Here is a 20,421-nt window from a genome sequence, read left to right as displayed (position 1 = left end):
CCTTGGCACATTTCCTTAGTTCAATCGCAGGTGTAGCTCTTGAACTGACGTTACTTTACTACGGTCATCTGCTTTGTTAGCAGTACAGTTAGCAAAAGCCGCGTTCAAGGTTGTCGTATAGTTGGTTTTATTTTGCAATGCACCACGACGTAACACCTTCGAATCTTCGATCGCTTGGCGACCTTCGGTGGTATTAACGATATAGCTGTACTCTTTATTCTTGATATAATCAAGAATATGCGGGCGGCCTTCATATACTTTGTTTACACGTCGTACTTCAATGCCAGCTTCTTCAAGAGCTTGTGCCGTGCCACCCGTTGCGTCAAGTTCAAAACCTAAGTCGGTCATAATCTTGGCTAATTCAACAATGCGTGGCTTATCGCTATTACGAACAGATAATAACGCGCGACCACCGCGTGGTAAAGTGTTGCTTGCACCTAATTGTGCTTTTGCGAATGCTTCGGCGAAAGTATCACCAACACCCATCACTTCACCCGTTGAGCGCATCTCAGGGCCACGAATTGGATCCACACCCTGAAACTTAGCAAATGGTAAAACAACTTCTTTAACGCTGTAATAAGGAGGGATCACTTCTTTAGTGATACCTTGGCTTGCCAAAGACTGACCCGCCATACAACGAGCAGCTACTTTTGCAAGCGCTACACCGGTTGCTTTTGATACAAACGGTACAGTACGAGCTGCACGTGGGTTGACTTCAATTAAGTACACTTTGCCATCTTTTACAGCAAACTGTGTATTCATTAAGCCAACAACACCAAGCTCAAGCGCCATATCGGTTACTTGCTTGCGCATTACATCTTGCACTTCTTGCGATAAAGAATGTGCTGGTAATGAACATGCTGAGTCACCAGAGTGAACACCGGCTTGCTCAATGTGCTCCATGATACCGCCAATAATTACTTGCTCGCCGTCGCAAATTGCGTCAACGTCAACTTCAATTGCGTTATCTAAGAAACGGTCCAGTAATACAGGTGCTTCGTTTGATGCAGATACAGCTTCGGTCATGTAGCGACGTAAATCGTCTTCATCGTATACAATTTCCATTGCACGACCACCTAGTACATACGACGGACGTACAACGAGTGGAAAACCAATTTCGACTGATTTAAGTAGTGCTTCTTCAGTTGAAGTTACTGTTGCATTTTCTGGCTGAAGTAAATTTAAACGCTCTACAAGTTGTTGGAAACGTTCGCGGTCTTCTGCACGGTCAATCGCATCAGGTGAAGTACCAATTACTGGCACGCCATTCGCTTCAAGCTCACGTGCTAATTTAAGTGGTGTTTGACCACCGTACTGCACAATAACGCCTTTTGGCTTTTCAACACGTACGATTTCGAGTACGTCTTCAAGTGTAATTGGCTCAAAGTATAGTCTATCAGATGTATCGTAATCGGTAGAAACCGTTTCAGGGTTACAGTTAACCATAATGGTTTCATAGCCGTCTTCGCGAAGCGCAAGCGAGGCATGTACACAACAGTAATCAAATTCAATACCTTGGCCGATACGGTTAGGACCGCCACCAATAACCATGATTTTGTCTTTATCTGTTGGGTTTGCTTCACACTCTTCATCGTAAGATGAGTACATGTAAGCTGTGTCTGAGCTAAATTCTGCAGCGCACGTATCAACACGTTTGTATACTGGCACGATGTTTAATAGGTGACGTTTTTTACGAATTTCAGCTTCAGATACACCAGCAATTTCAGCTATACGTGGGTCTGCGAAACCTTTGCGTTTAAGTTTACGTAGGAAGTCGGCATTTAAACCAGCCATACCTACTTCACCAATTTTTGCTTCGTCTTTTAAAATATCTTCTATTTGTACTAAGAACCAGCGATTAACTTTAGTCAGCTCATAAACATCATCAACGCTCATACCATGGCGCATTGCATCGGCAATGTACCAGATACGCTCAGCACCTGGCTCGCGTAATTCGCGGATGATTTTTTCTTTCGCTTTAGGGTCATCAAGTGCAACTATTGGGTTAAAACCTGTTGCGCCCACTTCAAGACCACGTAATGCTTTGTGTAATGATTCTTGTTGGTTACGACCAATCGCCATTACTTCGCCAACTGATTTCATTTGCGTAGTTAAGCGGTCGTTAGCACCGGCAAATTTTTCAAAGTTAAAGCGAGGAATTTTTGTTACAACGTAATCGATTGAAGGCTCAAAAGATGCTGGAGTTTTACCGCCAGTAATATCGTTTTGAAGCTCGTCAAGCGTATAACCGACTGCTAGCTTTGCAGCAATTTTAGCAATTGGGAAACCCGTTGCTTTTGATGCAAGTGCAGATGAACGTGATACACGTGGGTTCATCTCAATGATAACCATACGGCCATCTTCAGGATTAATACCAAACTGCACGTTAGAACCGCCAGTTTCTACACCAATTTCACGTAATACCGCCATAGAGGCGTTACGCATAATTTGGTATTCTTTGTCGGTTAGCGTTTGCGCTGGTGCAACGGTGATTGAATCGCCAGTGTGAACACCCATAGGGTCAAAGTTTTCAATGGTACAAACAATAATACAGTTATCGTTTTTATCACGTACAACTTCTGTTTCGTACTCTTTCCAACCAATCAGTGATTCATCAATCAATAATTCGTTTGTTGGCGATAAGTCTAAACCACGTTCACAAATTTCTTCAAACTCTTCCATGTTGTAAGCAACACCGCCACCGGTGCCACCCATGGTGAAAGAAGGACGAATGATACATGGTAAGCCAATTCGGCTCATTGTATCTTTAGCTTCTTCCATTGAGTGAGCAATTTCAGCACGAGGACATTCAAGGCCAATGTTTTTCATTGCTACGTCAAAGCGTTCACGGTTTTCTGCTTTGTCGATTGCATCGGCCGTTGCGCCAATTAGCTCAACGCCATGCTTAGCCAATACACCATGCTTGTCTAAATCAAGTGCACAGTTTAATGCTGTTTGACCACCCATTGTAGGCAATACTGCATCTGGCTTTTCTTTTTCAATAATTTTTTCTACCACTTCCCAGTGAATTGGTTCGATGTAGGTAGCATCGGCCATTTCAGGATCGGTCATGATAGTTGCAGGGTTTGAGTTAACTAATATAACTCTATAGCCTTCTTCTCTAAGTGCTTTACACGCTTGAGCACCAGAGTAGTCAAATTCACAAGCTTGACCAATTACAATTGGGCCTGCGCCTAAGATAAGAATGCTTTTTATGTCGGTACGTTTTGGCATTATTACTCCAGTTAAATTAGTGTTTACGCGCTTGCATCAAATCGATGAAGTGGTCAAATAATGGTGCTGCATCGTGTGGACCTGGACTTGCTTCAGGGTGACCCTGGAAGCTAAACGCAGGCTTATCAGTACGATGAATACCTTGAAGCGTTCCATCAAATAACGATTTATGCGTGGCACGAAGCGTACTTGGTAGGCTTGATTCTTGAGCTGCAAAACCATGGTTTTGAGCTGTGATCATAACTACATTACGGTCTAGGTCTTTAACTGGGTGGTTACCACCGTGGTGGCCAAATTTCATTTTTTCTGTTTTAGCACCTGAAGCAAGGGCTAATAACTGATGACCTAAACAGATACCAAAAATAGGTGTGTCGGTTTCTAAAAAGGCTTGAATGGCTTCAATAGCGTAAGTACATGGCTCAGGATCACCAGGGCCATTAGATAAGAAGATACCATCAGGGTTTAAAGCAAGTACGTCAGCGGCAGAAGTTTGCGCTGGTACTACTGTAAGTTTACAACCACGGTCTACAAGCATACGTAAAATATTACGTTTTACACCGAAGTCGTAGGCAACAACATGAAACTTTTCATCAGCAGCGTCGAGGGTTTTAAATCCTTCACCTAATGTCCAGCTTGATTCGCGCCACTCAAAATTTTCCTTGGTTGAGACAACTTTTGCTAAATCCATACCTTTTAAGCCTGGGAAGGCTTGCGCGGCTTGTAACGCTTTATTTTCGTCTAGCTCGTCACCGGCAACAATACACCCGTTTTGTGCGCCTTTGTCACGCAAAATTCGAGTTAGCTTTCTGGTGTCGATGTCCGCAATACCTAAAATATTACGTTCTTTTAAGTAATCATCTAACGATTGCTCGTTACGAAAGTTACTTGCTAGCAGTGGCAAATCACGGATCACTAGGCCTTTAGCCCAAATTTGATTCGCTTCTTCGTCTTCGCTGTTGGTACCCGTATTACCGATATGTGGGTACGTCAAAGTTACGATTTGTTCCGCGTATGATGGATCAGTCAAAATTTCTTGATAACCAGTCATAGACGTATTGAATACCACTTCACCGACTGACATGCCGTCAGCGCCGATTGCAGTACCGCGAAACACTGTGCCGTCTTCTAGGACTAACAGAGCGGATTTAGTCAAGTTAAACCTCCTAACAGTAAAAAACGGGAGTAAGCAATTGCTTAACACCCCGCCAATACCCAGAGGGATCGTCAAAACCAGATTTTTGTGAGCTTAAATTGTTTTACGCAGTCTTAAATGATGCAGATGTAAAGCATTCAACCTTCAATCATTTTTCTTGCCTAAAACTATTTTCATTCCCACTGAAACCCTGGATTTACTAGCCACTTGGGTATAATTGGAAACACGCATTTAGTAATTTTTGGCAAATTGGCTGCATATTACATGAAGTTGCTATTTAGGTCTAACATTATTTGGTTAATTGTTACAAATAAGTCACTGTAGGTGAAATTAGACCCAAACAGTTAAAATAGTAACTAAACTACTTAAGATCTAGCACATCTTGCATATCATAAAGTCCAGCAGGTTTGTTTTTTAACCAGCTTGCAGCCCTTATAGCACCTAGAGCGAACGTCATTCTCGAACTTGCTTTATGTGTTAATTCAAGCCTTTCGCCCATTGTAGCGAAGTATGCGGTATGTTCACCTACTATATCGCCCCCTCTTAGGACAGAATAACCAATCTCATTTTGAGATTTCGCTGTTTCTATTTGGCTTCGGTCATATACCGCAACCTCGTCGTGATCCCAGCCTTTCGCTTGCGCGATTGACTCACCTATTGCCAGTGCAGTACCCGATGGTGCATCTATTTTATGACGGTGATGCGCTTCAAATATTTCGATATCTAAATCGTCACCAAATTTAGTCGCTGCAGTTTGCACAAGGTTAAGTAATACATTGACACCTACGCTGTAATTTCGCGCAAATACAATAGGGATATGTTTAGCGGCATCGTGTAATAGCGCCATATCATCATTTGTTAAACCTGTTGTGCCAATCACCATAGGAATTTTTTGTGCAACAGCTGTTTTTAGATGGTTTTTCATACCCGCTGGCAGCGTAAAGTCGATTAAAACATCTACATCATCTATTGTACTTTCGTCGCTAAAGCTAACACTGTTATCGGCTGCGCTATTTACTTGATTTACATTAATGCCCAATAGCGATGAACCACTACGAACATATGCGCCTGTAAGTTGTGTTTGCTCTTTAATTGTCGCGGCTTCTAATAGGGCTAAGCCCATTCTGCCGTTAGCACCAAAAACACCTATTCGATTTGTAGTCATGGTTTTTACCTAATTTAATTTGAATCCGTTTATTAGCCATATATCCGGGCATTACAAAATACGCAGGTGGGTATTTTTATGCAGTTGGATAAATATTAATCGCTGAAAATCGCGTTGCTTTATAGATATTATCTAAAAGTCATGCAATAGTCAGGTGACCTTTTAATTTAATAATAATAACAATACCAGTTTACTTTAGCCATCTATACATTTAAACTTCTCTTTCGCGTCGATTTGGTCTTTGGCTTGCGGACGCTGCGGCTAACAACTTTTTAAAATAAAAAGTTGTACTGCTAAATTCAGCTAAAAGAGGAGTTTTGGCTGTGATAAATTTTACTGGTTATGAGGATTATGATGCAGCCATCATTTAATAAAAACAAAGCAATACTTTCTTTACTTCCCCTACTTACCTTTGTAGCGCTATTTTTAGGCTCAGGTTTGTATTTGCAATCGCAAGGGGTTGATTATGCTTTTTACCAACTACCTGCACCTGTTGCTATATTGCCCGCCATCATGCTTGCGTTTATTTTAAATAAAGGCACGGTAAACCAATGTGTAGAGACCTTTATTAAAGGTGCCGGACACAACAATATTATTACCATGTGTTTAATCTACTTACTTGCAGGTGCTTTTTCGGCTGTGGCAAGTGCAACCGGTGGAGTAGATGCGGTAGTAAATGCAGGCTTATCACTTATCCCACCTTCGTTATTGCTCCCTGGTTTGTTTTTAATTGCAGCCGTTGTTTCTACTGCAATGGGAACGTCTATGGGTACGATTGGCGCCATTGGCCCTATCGCTTATGCGGTATCAATTAAAACAGGTATAGACCCAGCATTAATGGCAGGTACGATTGTATCAGGCGCTATGTTTGGCGATAACTTATCTATTATTTCAGACACCACTATTGCAGCTACGCGCACGCAGGGCTGTGAAATGAAAGACAAGTTTAAAGAAAATCTTAAAATTGCAGTCCCTGCAGCCATTCTAACAATCGCCCTGTTGTTTTATTTAACACCTGCTGCACAAGTAGTTGAAACTAAAGACTATGATATTTGGTTAGTACTTCCTTATGCCTTTATTTTAGTGTTAGCAGTTGCCGGCTTGAACGTATTTGTAGTGTTGTTTAGCGGTATTATTTTTGCCGCATTAATGGGCTTTACCGGTAGTTACGAAGGCGCAAGCTTTGTAAAAGACATTTACAAAGGCTTTACTGATATGCAGGAAATATTTTTACTTTCTATGTTTATTGGTGGCTTATCTGAATTTATTCGTATTAACGGTGGTCTTGATTACATTGCTCAAAAAATTCAAGCGATTACTAAAATCATTGCAAAATGGCACCGTAAAGTGGCTGACCAATTAGGTATCGCTGCGTTAGTTTTAACAAGTAATGTATGTATTGCTAATAATACAGTGTCTATTATTGTGGCCGGCCCTATTGCTAAAAAACTTGCTGATGATGGCGAAATAAGTGGTAAACGCTCTGCCAGTTTACTTGATATATTTGCCTGTGTTACACAGGGGTCATTGCCATACGGTGCCCAAGCATTGTTATTAGGTGCTACGTTTAAAATTAGCCCGTGGGAAGTATCAACGTCTTCTTATTACTGTTTTATTTTAGCATTTACAGCCATTGCAGTTATTTGCTTACGCCGTAATAAAGCATAATTTAAACACCGATACTATGTTGCAGCTTAATAAGTAAGCTGCAACATATGTTAAAATAACACTCTACATATCAATCACTTTTGCTATAATGCGCGCCTTCGCGTGTCACTAAAATTATAGTTAAATACAGATATGAAATTTAAAAAATTACTTCCTCTCATTACTTTTACATCAATTGCTTTATCGTCTTCTGCTTTTGCGGCTAATTGGAGCAGCACAGCACTACATATTAATAATGGCGACCAAAAAAACCCATTCACTGAGCAAGAGTCAAACACCACTGTTTACTCGGTTCAACATGCATCGGGTTACGATTACGGCGATAACTTCTTTTTTATCGATTACAGTAAAGACGATACCGATGATGGTTACCAAGATGCTGATTTTTATGGTGAGTGGTATTCAACGGTAAGCTTATCGGCCATTAGCGGCGAAAAAATTGGCGCAGGCGCATTATTAGATGTGGGCCTTACCGGTGGTATTAACGTTGCTGGCGACGCTAAAGTAATGAAATACTTGCCTGGTGTTAAATTAAGCTGGGATGTACCTGGGTTTAACTTTTTTCAAACGCTGTTCACAGCTTACATTGACGATAGTGAAGGTGTAGCAAAAGGCGGGGCTCCTATTGAAACAAATAGCTGGATGCTTGATGTTGCCTTTGAATACCCTTTTAATATTGGCTCACAAAAATTTAGCTTTAAAGGCCACGCTGAATACATTGCAGAACGTGAAGATGAATTTGGTAACGATGTAGAGGCGTGGATACTCGCACAGCCTATTTTAGTATGGGATATGGGCCACGCTCTTCAAATGAAAGAAAACACACTACTGTTGGGTATGGAATTACAATACTGGCACAATAAACTAGGTACTGAAGTCACTGAGTCAGTGCCACAAATCCATATTGAGTGGACGTTTTAAGCTTTAACAATACTCGTCTTACCCTACATTAATAAGCGAAGCTCTATTTTAGCTTCGCTTTTTTCATCTCCAAATTAAACAACGTTGTGCATGACAAAGCCTCAATTGAATAGTACTTAATGTTTGGTTACTATAATGAATTATTCTGAGTTTTATATATTAGAGCTCATATTATTTGTCCTTAATTGGAGTAACCAAATGTCGTCGATTAAAGTTATTTGCTTTTCTACTTTATTGTTATTAACAAACAATGCATTAGCGAGCACAACGCAAGATACCTCTTCACTTTCTTATGATGCACTTTTAAGCAGTTACCAGTACGATTTTAAAGTAAATTACTTTAACATTGAGTCACAAAAACAGTCTCTTAAAATGGCCTATATTTACTTAAAGCCCACCAAATCCGACATGCCAACAGTGACGCTTATGCATGGCAAAAATTTTAATGCAGATTACTGGACTACTACTGCGCAATACCTGCAATCTTTAGGCTACGGCGTATTAATCCCTGATCAAATTGGTTTTGGAAAATCATCTAAACCAACTAATTACCAGTATTCATTTGCGGCTCTTGCTAACCATACTCATGCGTTAATGGACTCACTTAATATAGAAGAGTCAATTGTATTAGGGCACTCTATGGGTGGGATGCTAGCGAGTCGTTTTGCATTAATGTACCCAAACACAACAAGTAAATTAATTTTACTTAACCCTATTGGGCTTGAAAACTATCTGCAGTATGTTGATTACAAAGATACAAATTTTTTCTATAAAAACGAATTTTCAAAAACGCCAGAAGGCGTAAGAAAATACCAACAAAAAAATTACTACGATGGTAAGTGGAATGCCACATATTCAGCCTTAACCGACTTTATAACAGGGCAAATACAAGGCCCAGATAAAGAACAAATGGCATGGGTAAATGCAAAAACATACGATATGATTTTCACTCAACCTGTAATAACCGAATTTAAAGATTTAGCAGTACCGGTTAAATTAATTATTGGTACACGCGATAGAACCGGCCCTGGCCGTAACTGGAAAAAAGACGGTGTTGATTACGAGCTTGGTCGATATGATAAATTAGGCAAACACGCTGCAACACTTATCCCTGACGCACAATTATTTGAACTGGATAATTTAGGGCACCTACCGCACATTGAAGATTTCGAACGCTTTAAAAATGTATTTAAACAAGCACTTGCTGCTGAATAACCACGCTTAAAAACTAAAATAAAACCCCTGTAGGTAAATACTTACAGGGGTTTTATTTTAATTACGCATTAATACTAAACGTACACTACTTCAGATAGTAAAGCGCTTAACTACAGTGTGCATTGTGGGTTTTTACCCTGTGCTTTAGCAGTGCTTTGCTCGCTAAGTGCTTTACTCATTTGCGCTTGTAGATTTTTAATACGGTTACTTGGCGCTGGGTGAGTAGATAAAAACTCAGGGGTTGTACCGCTGCCCGCTGCACTCATATTCTCCCAAAGTGTAACCGACTCTTGTGGATTAAAACCCGCCTGTGCCATTAAATCCAGACCTATAGTATCGGCTTCTGATTCGTGAGAGCGGCTAAATGGTAAAACAACTCCATATTGTGCCCCCAAACCTAAGCCTTGCATAATTTCGTTACGGTATTGAATATTACCCATTTCAAGTGCCGCACTACCAAGCTGCATACCGGTATCTAAAATAGAGCTTTGTGAAACACGCTCATTAGAATGCTCAGCAATTACGTGCCCTACTTCGTGCCCTAGTACTGTTGCTAGTTGGTCTTGATTGGTGGCTATTTTTAATAAGCCCGTATGAACCCCAATGTAACCACCAGGTAGTGCAAAAGCGTTAGCAGATTCATCTTCAAATACAACCACTTCCCAATTTTGCGACGCGTATTCTTTTGGTAATACAGCGACTACTTTTTCAGCAATGCAATTTACATAAGAATTTGTTTTAGCGTCTTTATTTATTGGCTGAGATGCTTTCATTTCGGCAAAGCTAGCTGTGCCCATTTCACTCATTTGTTGATCTGAGTAAAGCGCTATTTGAGTACGTCCTGTTGGTGACGTTTTACAACCGGCTAAAACGGCTGTCGCTAATACTGCAAGTACTAGTTTTTTCATGATAATTCTCTTAAGTAATGAATTTTTTATTGCTTGTAGAATAGCAAACACAGTACCAATTTAAAATATTTGCTTTATGTACCGTTATATTAAAAAAAAGCAATATGACGATAAACTTAGCGGGCAAACTAAGTTTATCCAAATACAATGCCCTGTTACACTATAACCCTTGTTTTTAGTGATTGTTGAGTTTACACATGGACGCCTCAGCCTCGTCTTTTAATACCCGTATTTTATTGCCTTTATTAGCCAGTATCGTGGCGATTACGCCATTGGCGATAGATATGTACTTACCTGCCATGCTGGTAATTGCAAACGATTTACACACTAATATGCCCAATGTACAAATATCGTTGAGTATTTACTTAGCGGGCTATTCATTAGGGATGCTATTTTTTGGCCCCATTGCCGATCAAATTGGCCGCCGTAAGCTTGCACGTATTGGCTTAACCTTATTTGGTGCAAGCTCACTTGCACTGGCATTTACCACCGAAATCCATGCTTTTTGGACTCTTAGAGCAGTGCAAGCATTTACGGGAGCGGCAGCAACGGTAGTAGTACCGGGTATTATTCGCCATATTTATCAGCAAAATACAGCTAAGGGAATGTCGTATGTGTCGATGATTATGATGGTAGCGCCGTTAGTTGCCCCCTCAGTTGGCTCGTTTATTTTAGGATTTTCTGTTTGGTCAACCATATTCTTGGTTCTTGCTGGGTATAGCTTTTTAATATTAGCATTTGTGCAAGTGTATCTAATTGATATTCCTATTCACAAAAACGAAAAAAAGGGTCTCGCTCTATTTTTTGATAGCTATAAAACAGTACTCAGTAATAAAGATGCACGTGCCGACATACTCAGTTCTATGTTTGTATCGTTTGGATTTTTTTGCTTTTTAACATCAGTACCTTTTATATATTTAGATTTATATGAAGTATCAGAACAATTATTTGGTGTGTTATTTGCGTTTAATGTAATGGCGCTGATGTTTGGTAACTTTTTAAATACGCGAATTGTACCAAGGCTGGGCTCTCGAAAGATGCTCTATATTGGGCTTGTATGTGGGTTTGTATCGGGGCTTGCTTTGTTAACATTTAGCTTATTGCATTTATCACTTTATTATATTGTGGCTGCTATTGCGCCATTAATGATGAGCTTAGGCGTCACTGCAAGTAATGCTGACTCGTTAATTTTAATGAAGTTTGAAAAAAACACAGGCACGGCAACCGCCGTAATTGGCACACTTCGTTTTGGCAGTGGCGCATTAGTTGGCCCACTACTCGCTATTATGCATGCAAAAAGCGCAGTGCCATTTTCAAGTCTAATGTTTAGCGCTGTGTTGCTTACTATGCTCGTACAGTTAATTCACTATAAAAAAGACAAAAAAAATGCCTCAATATGAGGCATTTTTTAAAACTAATAATTCAATTAAGCATCAGCAGCTTTAGAAACCATAACCATTGCAGGGCGTAATAAACGACCATTCAATGTGTAACCTTTTTGCATAACAGCAAGTACTGTATTAGGTGTTACATCGTTACTTGGTTGAATTGACATTGCTTGATGAAAATCTGGATTAAACTGCTCACCTTGTGGGTTTACAATTTCAACACCAAACTTTGCAACAGCATCGTTAAAGCTTTTAACTGTCATATCGATACCTTCAAGCAACGGCTTTAAAGTCTCATTTTCTTTATCAGAAAACTCAATAGCACGCTCAAGATTATCAATTACAGGTAGTAATTCGTTAGCAAATTTTTCTAGTGCAAACTTATGCGCTTTTTCTACATCTTGTGCTGCACGACGACGAATGTTGTCTACGTCTGCTGCAGCACGAACAACACCATCTTTTTGATCAGCAATAGTTTGTTTAGCAGCTTCAAGCTCTGCATATAGCATAGCTATTTCTGCTTCAGGGCTTTGCTCTTCTTCTGCATGTTGATCAGCGGCTTCTACTGCTGCTTCTACATCAGCCTGCATTTTAGAAATTTCTTCGTTTAATTCTACTTCTTGCTCAGGGTTTTGTGTCTGCTCAGACATAAAATACGTGCTCCAATTCTTTACAACTGCGGTAATTATGGGGATTGAATAAAAAGATTCAAGAGTTAGATGCCTCAATTAATTTAAATTCTCGAATTATTTCTTCGATTTGCGCTGATTTAGGGCAAATTATACAAAAGCGGCTTTGGTATTCTTGGTTTTGAAAGTACGGCACGCTTATTACGATCAATTCATCACACTCAGTAAAAGGCAATTTTTCGCTATTAAGTACCGATACACCGTTTTTAAAAGCGAGTTTATCTTCTACATAATTTAAAAACGAAACACCAATATTTAAACTTTGCTCACAATCGATTTGTTTATAGAGGTAATTTTCGCCAACTACAATACTATTATCTGAGCCTAATTTTTGACTTAGCTGTCGCGTCCATTGATTAAGTGAATCATGACAATTTCGAGGCGCTGTATTTGCCATCGCCTGCATACGATACAAACCCTCCATAAGAGTTTGTTGGCTAAATACGGTATTCAACCATGTTGCAAACTGATAACGAACAGAATCTGACGAATCATGAGGTTTATCAATACAAATGTTGTGGCTCTGCCCAGCCCTGTCTATTAATAGAATAAGCCAGTCGGTAGAATCAAAATCAAGCACCTCTACTCTAAACACTTGCTGCGAGCTGGCTTGTGGTAAACCAACACAACAACATATTTGGTATTTTTGGCTCAAACCATGTGCTAGTTCAACGAGTTGTGATTGCTCTGGTTGCCAATAATTAGCAATTTCAGCGAGTGGAAAAAACTCATCAAACCAATAATCAAACCCTTCATTTGTGGGCACTCGTCCTGCAGATGTATGAGGTGAATACAATAGCCCCACTTTTTCTAAGCGAGCCATAGCATTACGAACCGTAGCCGAGCATACTGCCATGCCTTTGAGCTTGGCAATTTTTGTTGATGGAACAGGCAAGCCTTCACCATTACAGTACATGTTCATAACAGCTGAAAAAATTTGCTGATCTCGTGAGTTTAGTTTCATGGTATCTACATCTTGTTGCATGAAAGAGATATCGGGGCGTTTAGTTGTTTTTCAAGTCGTGCAGTTAACTGACTGCGAATAAAATTGAAGGTTTATAATATTGCTATAATCTGTATTTTCAAACACTTCTGTTTTGAGTTACTCTACAATTATTAAATCTTTTTGTGCGTACATTATGGACTCTCCTTTTAATACCATAGGCCTAATTGGCAAACCTAATCACCCGGGAGCCGCTGCTACCCTTCAGCGCTTACATACATTTTTACTTGCGCTTGGTTTTGAGGTAATAGTAGAAAAACGCACAGGGAGTCAATTAGACGATATCCCGCATGACAAACTTGTTAAGTTAGTCGACTTAGGAGAACAAGCCGATTTAGCTATTGTTGTAGGCGGTGACGGTAACATGCTTGGTGCTGCACGCGTGCTTGCGCGCTTTAACATTGCTGTAATTGGAGTAAATAGAGGTAACCTTGGCTTTTTAACTGATTTAAACCCTGAAGGGTTTGAAGCGAGCTTAGAGCAAGTCCTCAGTGGTGAGTACCTTGAAGAAAAACGCTTTTTATTAGAAGTAGAAGTATATCGCCACAACGAATTAAAGAGTGCAAATTCTGCCGTTAACGAAGCGGTACTTCATGCCGATAAAGTAGCGCATATGATTGAGTTTGAAGCTTTTATAAATAATGACTTTGTGTTTTCTCAGCGCTCTGACGGTTTAATAGTATCAACCCCTACTGGCTCTACGGCATATTCACTTTCAGGTGGCGGGCCAATTTTAACGCCAGAGCTAAATGCAATATCGTTAGTGCCTATGTTTCCTCATACCTTATCTAGCAGACCTTTAGTGGTCGATGCCGATAACGAAGTACGCTTAAAGCTAAGCCTAGAAAATACAGATAGCCTACAAGTAAGTTGCGACAGCCATGTTGTGCTTGCCGTATTACCCGGCGATGAGGTAGTAATTAAAAAAGCGGATAAACAATTGCGCTTAATTCATCCAAAAAATTACTCGTACTACAACGTTTTACGTACAAAACTAAATTGGGGTAGTCGTTTGTACTAATTTTATTGCCAAAAGTTAAACGATAGAGCAAAATATTAGTAACAACTAAAAATTAAACATTTCAGGAACAAACGGCAATGACTTATGTAGTATTCTTTGCTTTACTGCTATTAATTACACTTTTATACAGTTACCTCAAAATTGAGAGTAACCGCAAAAAAGCAATCGAAGCTAGAAAAAAGCTATTTAATGAACGTGTTTCGCATGTAAATTCACGCCTTAGAGTAAAGCTTAATGATCTTCTTGATGCTAAAATAATTCGCCCAAAATACGTTCCTCGTATTCAAGCTATTGTAAATAATTTTTTTGTTGTTCAATCGCATACAGACGAGAATTTACAGCAACTTGAAGATACCGCTGACCTACTAATTAATACGTTGTCCAACGAGTTAATTAAAACTAATCAAACGAATGTAATCCAACCATTGATTGATAATATACAGTACTTTGTATCTGAGTTACCTCAGCAAGGAATTTTATACAATAAGAGTTTTTACCTAAATACTTTACCTCCACTTATCGGGCTACTTAAGACCGAAGACATTATACAAGCTACTGATATTGTTGATGATCAAATTGATACCTCTCCAAAAACTTCTGATACACAATTTACTCAAGATGTAAGCGTTGCATAAATAATAAAAAATTAATTTGCAAAAAACCAAAACACTGTATAAATTAACAGTTAATTGACTGGATGGATAAACAGTATGTTAATTGGTTTAGAAGTTAAAAATTTTGCAATTGTTAGTAATTTAAGCACAGAATGGCGCAGCGGTATGACCGCGATCACTGGCGAGACAGGTGCTGGTAAATCTATTGCTATTGATGCGCTATCATTATGTTTAGGTGAACGAGCTGAAGCATCAGCAGTGCGCCCAAGCTCTGATAAAGCAGAAGTATGCGCTCAATTTGACTTAACAGATTTACCGCTAGCTCAATCGTTTTTAGAGCAACATATGCTAAACAACGACGATAATGAATGTTTATTGCGTCGTGTTGTTTGCAAAAATGGACGCAGTAAAAGCTATATTAATGGCAGTGCCGTTACCGCATCACAATTAAAAGAACTTGGTCAATATTTAATATCTATTCATGGACAACATGCCCACCAACACTTATTAAAAGCTGAGCATCAGTTACAGCTATTAGATGCCTATGCAGGGCATCACCACTTAGTAAATGATGTAAATAACAACTATAAACAGTTTGCTAACTTACAAAAAGAATTTAAACATTTAGAGCAACAACAGCAGCAACAAGCAGCGCAAAAACAATTGTTAGAATACCAAGTAGCAGAGCTCGATGAGTTTGCCTTACAAGAGGGTGAGTTTGATTTAATTGAGGCCGAGCATTACAAACTTAGTAATAGCCAAACAATATTAGAATCGTGCCAACGTGAATTACAATACTTATATGAAAGTGATGAACAAAATGCTTGTTCAATGCTGCAGCACAGTGCCCAACAATTCGCTGAGCTAGCTCAATACGACGAAAGCTTAGCTGGCGTAGCAGCCCTTCTTAGTGAAGCCGCAGTACAAGTTGAAGAAGCAAGCCGTGAAGTTCGAAATTATACTGAGCAAGCAGATTTAGATCCTGCTCGTTTAGGTGAAGTAGAAAATAGACTAAGCGGTGCGATGGATTTAGCGCGTAAGCATCACATAAAACCACAGCAGCTAGTTGAGTTTCATCAATCGATTGCTCAGGAACTTGAGTCAATAAGTAATAATAGTAATCGTCTAGAGCAACTAGAGTCAGAAATAGAAAGTGCGTTACTTAGTTATAAGCAAGCTGCCGATGAACTAAGTAAAAGTCGCTATGAGTATGCTAATACACTTAACACACTAATAAGTGAAAGCATGGCTAATTTATCGATGGAAAACGGTGTATTTGAAATAGCTTTAACTCAAGAGAGTAGCCGCGCACCTAATAGCTTAGGGTACGATAATGTGTCGTTTTTAGTATCAACTAATCCGGGGCAGCCACTTCAGCCGTTAGCTAAAGTAGCCTCAGGTGGTGAGCTTTCTCGAATTAGCCTTGCTATACAGGTAATTATTGCCCAAAAAGTAACAACCCCAACGCTTATTTTTGATGAAGTTGATGTAGGTATTTCTGGCCCTACAGCATCAGCCGTAGGCAAACTATTGCGCCAGTTAGGTAAGTCTACTCAAGTGATTTGTGTTACCCATTTACCGCAAGTTGCTAGTAGCGCACACCAACAATTTTTTGTAGCTAAAGAAATAGCACAAGGCGAAACGTTCACTCATATGCTGCCTTTGAATAAAGATGGTCGTATTAATGAAATAGCTCGCTTACTTGGTGGTGATAATATCAGTAAAACAGCTAAAGCGAATGCTAAAGAACTAATAATGGCCCATGCCTAATATTGGTTAATAGAGCTTTGAAGGATTAAATAATGCACAGTACTTTAGTTAATTTTTGTATCATTTTAAGTTGGTTTTTATTAGTGCTAAGCAGCTGTTTAATTATTTTTAGTAAATATAAGCATACTTACTTTAAACAGCGTTTACTGTGGTTTTTAAATAGCTTTTTAGTTCTTCAGATAATCGCCGTAGCCTATTACTTTACTAGCGAAAAAATAAATAACCTAAGTGACTTAGGCATCAGTTATTGGCTATTAATTACAATGCAGATTGCCTGTAATGCAATGTGTTACATGAGCGTAAAGCGCAGGAAGGCTAAAATAAAGCCATCACTTGATTCGTTTTCAATGGATTAAAGTAGATAAACTTTTAAGAAGAACACGTTCTGTTTTTACCTTGCGCTTTTGCTTTATAAAGTAGTTCATCAGCACGCTTGATATCAAGATCAATTGAGCGTTCGGCACTTGCAGAGATAACACCAATACTTAGCGTAATATTGGTACTATCTGAAAATAAGCTCACAACTGAAGCTTTAAGGGCGTTGTGGATTTTTTCTGCAACTTGCTCCCCCTGCTCAACTATTGCATCTGGAATAACAATCAAAAACTCCTCTCCGCCCCAACGTGATGCAATCGCATTTTTTGGAATACTTTTATCAAAGGTTTTAGCTAACTGAATAAGTGCTTCATCGCCAAAATCATGGCCGAATTGATCATTAATTTTTTTAAAATTATCTACATCAGCTAATAAAATTACAAAAGGAGTATTATTATCTTTCAGCTCACTTTTAAAAGCCACAAGCTTATTCATGGTATAGCGACGGTTTGGCAGGTTGGTGAGTGGATCTATAGTTGCTAAAAATTCATTTTTTTGACTCAAAGCAATTATTTTATTGCTGTATTTTTCTCTTGAACACTCGTAGTAGCCACTCAGCGACGCGACAATCATAAAAGCAATTATTATTCTTATAGGAAACTGTTCCGGACTATAGTCATATATGTTGAATATATCAGCACAGTAAAAGCCTAAAACAATCGCTAATAAAAACAAAATTATATCAAATGTACCTCGTTTAAGTCCGCGTATTGAATAAGTAACAGGAGACACTATGAATATCCATATAGGCCCTGTTCCTTGTGCTCCCCCAGTGAGAACTAGGTAAAACATTAGTGCATAAAGGTTGTATAAAATTATAGTGCCTGACTTCTCTACTCCCCTACTTATGCTAAATGCCAATAAATAAACAAACGAAGAAACAACCAGGGTACACGCTAATAAATAACTGCTATTAATAAATGCTAAGCTAGCCATCGAAAACGTTGCTATAAACCCTATTGAAGAGAAGAATCGAACAATGAGTTTCCTTTCCGATTTGTTTGAATATTCGTACATAATTTCTATTTATTTTATTAATGTATAAAAGCCTACTTGTATGTAAAAAGTAAGCAAACCGTAAACAGCGTGCGATAATGAACCAACTTTATATTTAAATCAACTCCAAAGATTAGTTATTTAGGCTTGATAAAAGCGTATATTTTAGTCATTATTTACCTTTATCAGGGATGAATACGGTTATTGTAATGTATGATCCCATGATGTAATACGCTTTATTTAAAAAAATAAAGCCTAGGATAAAACAATAACGTTAAGGATTAAAAATGAATAAACTTGCTCTTCTTGTTCCTGCACTAATAGTACTGAGTGGCTGTAAAAGTAATGATATAACTCGCGCAGTTAAAGATGGTATTAACGGTGCTGTAAATAGTGTATCTAGCTCTAGCAACCAATCAATTAACTCTTCAAATCAAAGTGCTTATACAACGACGCAAACAAAAGTTTTAGCGTATAAAGCAACAAAAGAAGCTAGAGATTATGGCCAAATAACGTTAGCTAGTACTGCTGAAAATCCAAAAAAACAAACTCGAGTTGCTATAAATAAGTGCCTGCATCCTCGTGTAGGTGAAGTAAAATGTAAGGCTTATATGTATGAGATTAGCCCTCAAGGCTGGTTAATAGATGCGCAAAGCAACCGTATTTGGCTCGAAACAAGAACAACCCACTATGACAAGGTAGTTCCTTCTGGTAGTTACTATATGAAAGTAAGAACGGAAGGTGTCGCTAAAGAAAGCTATGCTACAGGTGATATTAATATAATACCGTTTGTTACTAACTACGTTGACATTACATTCGAATAAAACAAATAAAAAAGCAAGCCAGTTGGCTTGCTTCTTACATCACTTTATTAATACGAACAATTAAACTTTTAAGTAATCCATAATACCTTCTGCAGCATTACGTCCTTCAAAAATAGCGGTTACCACTAAATCTGAACCACGCACAATATCGCCACCAGCAAATATTTTAGGGTTCGTTGTTTGATGTGTAAATTCACCTTGTTCTGGAGCATTAATGCCGCCCCAGTGGTTTATTTCTACATCGTATTTTTCTAACCAAACCATTTTATGAGGCTGGAAACCAAATGCCATAATAACTTGGTCAGCTTCTATCACATGCTCTGAACCAGGTACTTCTTCAGCACGACTTCTGCCATTTGCGTCAGGTTCGCCTAATTTAGTTTTAACCATTCTAACGCCAGTTACTTTACCTTTATCGTTCAATACAATGCCTTTAGGCTGAACGTTATAGGTAAATATAACGCCTTCTTCTTTGGCGTTTTTAACTTCACGTTTAGAACCAGGCATATTTTCTTTATCACGACGATAAGCACACGTTACTTTTGCAGCATTTTGACGAATAGACGTACGCACACAGTCCATCGCTGTATCACCACCACCAAGTACAACTACTTTTTGGTTAGCCATATCAATACACGGCTGCTTAGTCTCGTCATAACCCATTACACGGTTAGTGTTACCAATCAAGAACGGGAGTGCATCGTGAACACCTGGTGCATCTTCATTTTCAAGACCTGCACGCATACTTTGATACGTACCAACTCCTAAAAATACGGCGTCGTAATCTGCTAAAATTTGATCAAGCGTAATATCAACACCTACTTCAACATTTAACTTAAACTCCACGCCCATTTCAGTGAAAATCTCACGGCGCTTTTGCATCACTTCTTTTTCAAGTTTAAAAGAAGGAATACCAAACGTGAGTAGTCCGCCAATTTCTGGGTGACGATCAAACACTACTGGTTTTACGCCGTTACGAACTAAAATATCAGCACACCCTAAACCAGCTGGGCCCGCACCAATAATAGCCACTTTTTTGTCGGTCCATGTTACATAAGACATATCAGGCTTCCAGCCCATTTTAAATGCCTCATCGGTAATATACTTCTCAATATTACCAATTGTTACAGCACCAAACTCTTCATCTAATGTACACGAGCCTTCACACAAGCGATCTTGTGGGCAAACGCGACCACACACTTCTGGTAAACTGTTTGTACGATGAGAAAGCTCAGCTGCCTCTATAATACGACCTGTGCGTATTAACTTTAACCATTGTGGAATGTAGTTATGTACTGGGCACTTCCACTCACAATACGGGTTACCACAATCTAAACAACGATCAGCTTGTGAGTTAACCTGATTCTCTGAAAAGGGTTCGTAAATTTCTACGAAAGATTTTTTACGTGACGAGATTGGTTTTTTGCGTGGGTCTACACGCTGCACGTCTATAAATTGATATACATTTTCGCTCATA

The 20,421-nt window shown here is 39.0% G+C and carries 17 protein-coding genes; 9 read left to right on the top strand and 8 right to left on the bottom strand.

What is annotated here, in order from left to right; translation table 11 throughout:
• Positions 1-15: 15 nt before the first annotated feature.
• The 3 genes from carB to dapB form a co-directional block, all read right to left on the bottom strand.
• Positions 16-3,234: a carbamoyl-phosphate synthase large subunit gene (gene carB / locus QT16_RS07030; RefSeq protein ID WP_039487473.1), complete on the bottom strand. Its 3,219-nt coding sequence runs from the start codon at positions 3,232-3,234 to the stop codon at positions 16-18.
• Between the two features lie 16 nt (positions 3,235-3,250).
• Entirely contained in the window at positions 3,251-4,387 is a 1,137-nt protein-coding gene (gene carA, locus QT16_RS07025; RefSeq protein WP_004335400.1) for a glutamine-hydrolyzing carbamoyl-phosphate synthase small subunit, read from the bottom strand.
• A gap of 361 nt (positions 4,388-4,748) precedes the next feature.
• Positions 4,749-5,552, bottom strand: coding sequence for a 4-hydroxy-tetrahydrodipicolinate reductase (dapB, locus tag QT16_RS07020; RefSeq protein ID WP_039487469.1), 804 nt, complete (start codon positions 5,550-5,552; stop codon positions 4,749-4,751).
• Between the two features lie 354 nt (positions 5,553-5,906).
• On the opposite strand from dapB, the gene QT16_RS07015 reads away from it, so the two are divergent.
• The 3 genes from QT16_RS07015 (at position 5,907) to QT16_RS07005 (ending at position 9,356) form a co-directional block, all read left to right on the top strand.
• Positions 5,907-7,220 (top strand): Na+/H+ antiporter NhaC family protein, encoded by a 1,314-nt coding sequence (locus QT16_RS07015; protein ID WP_004335396.1) that lies wholly within the window; start codon positions 5,907-5,909, stop codon positions 7,218-7,220.
• A gap of 132 nt (positions 7,221-7,352) precedes the next feature.
• Positions 7,353-8,141, top strand: coding sequence for a nucleoside-binding outer membrane protein (locus tag QT16_RS07010; protein ID WP_039487467.1), 789 nt, complete (start codon positions 7,353-7,355; stop codon positions 8,139-8,141).
• 198 nt (positions 8,142-8,339) lie between these two features.
• Positions 8,340-9,356: an alpha/beta fold hydrolase gene (locus QT16_RS07005; RefSeq protein ID WP_039487492.1), complete on the top strand. Its 1,017-nt coding sequence runs from the start codon at positions 8,340-8,342 to the stop codon at positions 9,354-9,356.
• Positions 9,357-9,466: 110 nt separating this feature from the next.
• Here QT16_RS07005 and QT16_RS07000 read toward each other — a convergent pair whose 3' ends face one another.
• Positions 9,467-10,264 carry a M48 family metallopeptidase gene (locus QT16_RS07000; protein ID WP_039487466.1) on the bottom strand — a complete coding sequence of 266 codons (798 nt, stop codon included), beginning with the start codon at positions 10,262-10,264 and terminating at the stop codon, positions 9,467-9,469.
• A 197-nt stretch (positions 10,265-10,461) separates the two neighbouring features.
• Between QT16_RS07000 and QT16_RS06995 the strand changes: the two genes are divergently transcribed.
• Positions 10,462-11,664 carry a Bcr/CflA family efflux MFS transporter gene (locus tag QT16_RS06995; RefSeq protein ID WP_004335389.1) on the top strand — a complete coding sequence of 401 codons (1,203 nt, stop codon included), beginning with the start codon at positions 10,462-10,464 and terminating at the stop codon, positions 11,662-11,664.
• Between the two features lie 26 nt (positions 11,665-11,690).
• Here QT16_RS06995 and grpE read toward each other — a convergent pair whose 3' ends face one another.
• Together grpE and QT16_RS06985 are read right to left on the bottom strand one after the other, a co-directional pair.
• Positions 11,691-12,302: a nucleotide exchange factor GrpE gene (gene grpE, locus QT16_RS06990; RefSeq protein WP_024597391.1), complete on the bottom strand. Its 612-nt coding sequence runs from the start codon at positions 12,300-12,302 to the stop codon at positions 11,691-11,693.
• Positions 12,303-12,360: 58 nt separating this feature from the next.
• Positions 12,361-13,326 carry an HrcA family transcriptional regulator gene (locus QT16_RS06985; protein WP_039487462.1) on the bottom strand — a complete coding sequence of 322 codons (966 nt, stop codon included), beginning with the start codon at positions 13,324-13,326 and terminating at the stop codon, positions 12,361-12,363.
• Between the two features lie 154 nt (positions 13,327-13,480).
• Between QT16_RS06985 and nadK the strand changes: the two genes are divergently transcribed.
• The 4 genes from nadK to QT16_RS06965 all read left to right on the top strand — a co-directional run bounded on the left by nadK (position 13,481) and on the right by QT16_RS06965 (position 17,105).
• Positions 13,481-14,365, top strand: coding sequence for an NAD(+) kinase (gene nadK / locus QT16_RS06980; RefSeq protein ID WP_004335384.1), 885 nt, complete (start codon positions 13,481-13,483; stop codon positions 14,363-14,365).
• Positions 14,366-14,442: 77 nt separating this feature from the next.
• Positions 14,443-15,000: a hypothetical protein gene (locus QT16_RS06975; protein ID WP_039487459.1), complete on the top strand. Its 558-nt coding sequence runs from the start codon at positions 14,443-14,445 to the stop codon at positions 14,998-15,000.
• 75 nt (positions 15,001-15,075) lie between these two features.
• Positions 15,076-16,749, top strand: a complete 1,674-nt coding sequence (gene recN / locus QT16_RS06970) for a DNA repair protein RecN (RefSeq protein ID WP_039487455.1) — start codon at positions 15,076-15,078, stop codon at positions 16,747-16,749.
• A 32-nt stretch (positions 16,750-16,781) separates the two neighbouring features.
• Positions 16,782-17,105 carry a hypothetical protein gene (locus tag QT16_RS06965; RefSeq protein ID WP_039487453.1) on the top strand — a complete coding sequence of 108 codons (324 nt, stop codon included), beginning with the start codon at positions 16,782-16,784 and terminating at the stop codon, positions 17,103-17,105.
• 13 nt (positions 17,106-17,118) lie between these two features.
• Here QT16_RS06965 and QT16_RS06960 read toward each other — a convergent pair whose 3' ends face one another.
• The gene (locus tag QT16_RS06960) at positions 17,119-18,141 is read right to left on the bottom strand and encodes a GGDEF domain-containing protein (protein ID WP_238719427.1); all 1,023 of its coding nucleotides are present in this window, start codon (positions 18,139-18,141) and stop codon (positions 17,119-17,121) included.
• Between the two features lie 266 nt (positions 18,142-18,407).
• On the opposite strand from QT16_RS06960, the gene QT16_RS06955 reads away from it, so the two are divergent.
• On the top strand, positions 18,408-18,944 hold the full coding sequence (locus QT16_RS06955) for a hypothetical protein (protein ID WP_039487450.1): 537 nt from the start codon (positions 18,408-18,410) through the stop codon (positions 18,942-18,944).
• Positions 18,945-19,004: 60 nt separating this feature from the next.
• Here QT16_RS06955 and QT16_RS06950 read toward each other — a convergent pair whose 3' ends face one another.
• Positions 19,005-20,420, bottom strand: a complete 1,416-nt coding sequence (locus QT16_RS06950; RefSeq protein WP_039487447.1) for a glutamate synthase small subunit GltD family protein — start codon at positions 20,418-20,420, stop codon at positions 19,005-19,007.
• Position 20,421 lies beyond the last annotated feature (1 nt).

This window comes from Pseudoalteromonas distincta, from assembly GCF_000814675.1.
In the GTDB taxonomy this organism is placed as follows: Bacteria; Pseudomonadota; Gammaproteobacteria; order Enterobacterales; family Alteromonadaceae; genus Pseudoalteromonas; species Pseudoalteromonas distincta.
The sequence above is the reverse complement of the archived record's forward strand: the minus strand, read 5'-3'. Positions and strand labels throughout refer to the sequence as shown.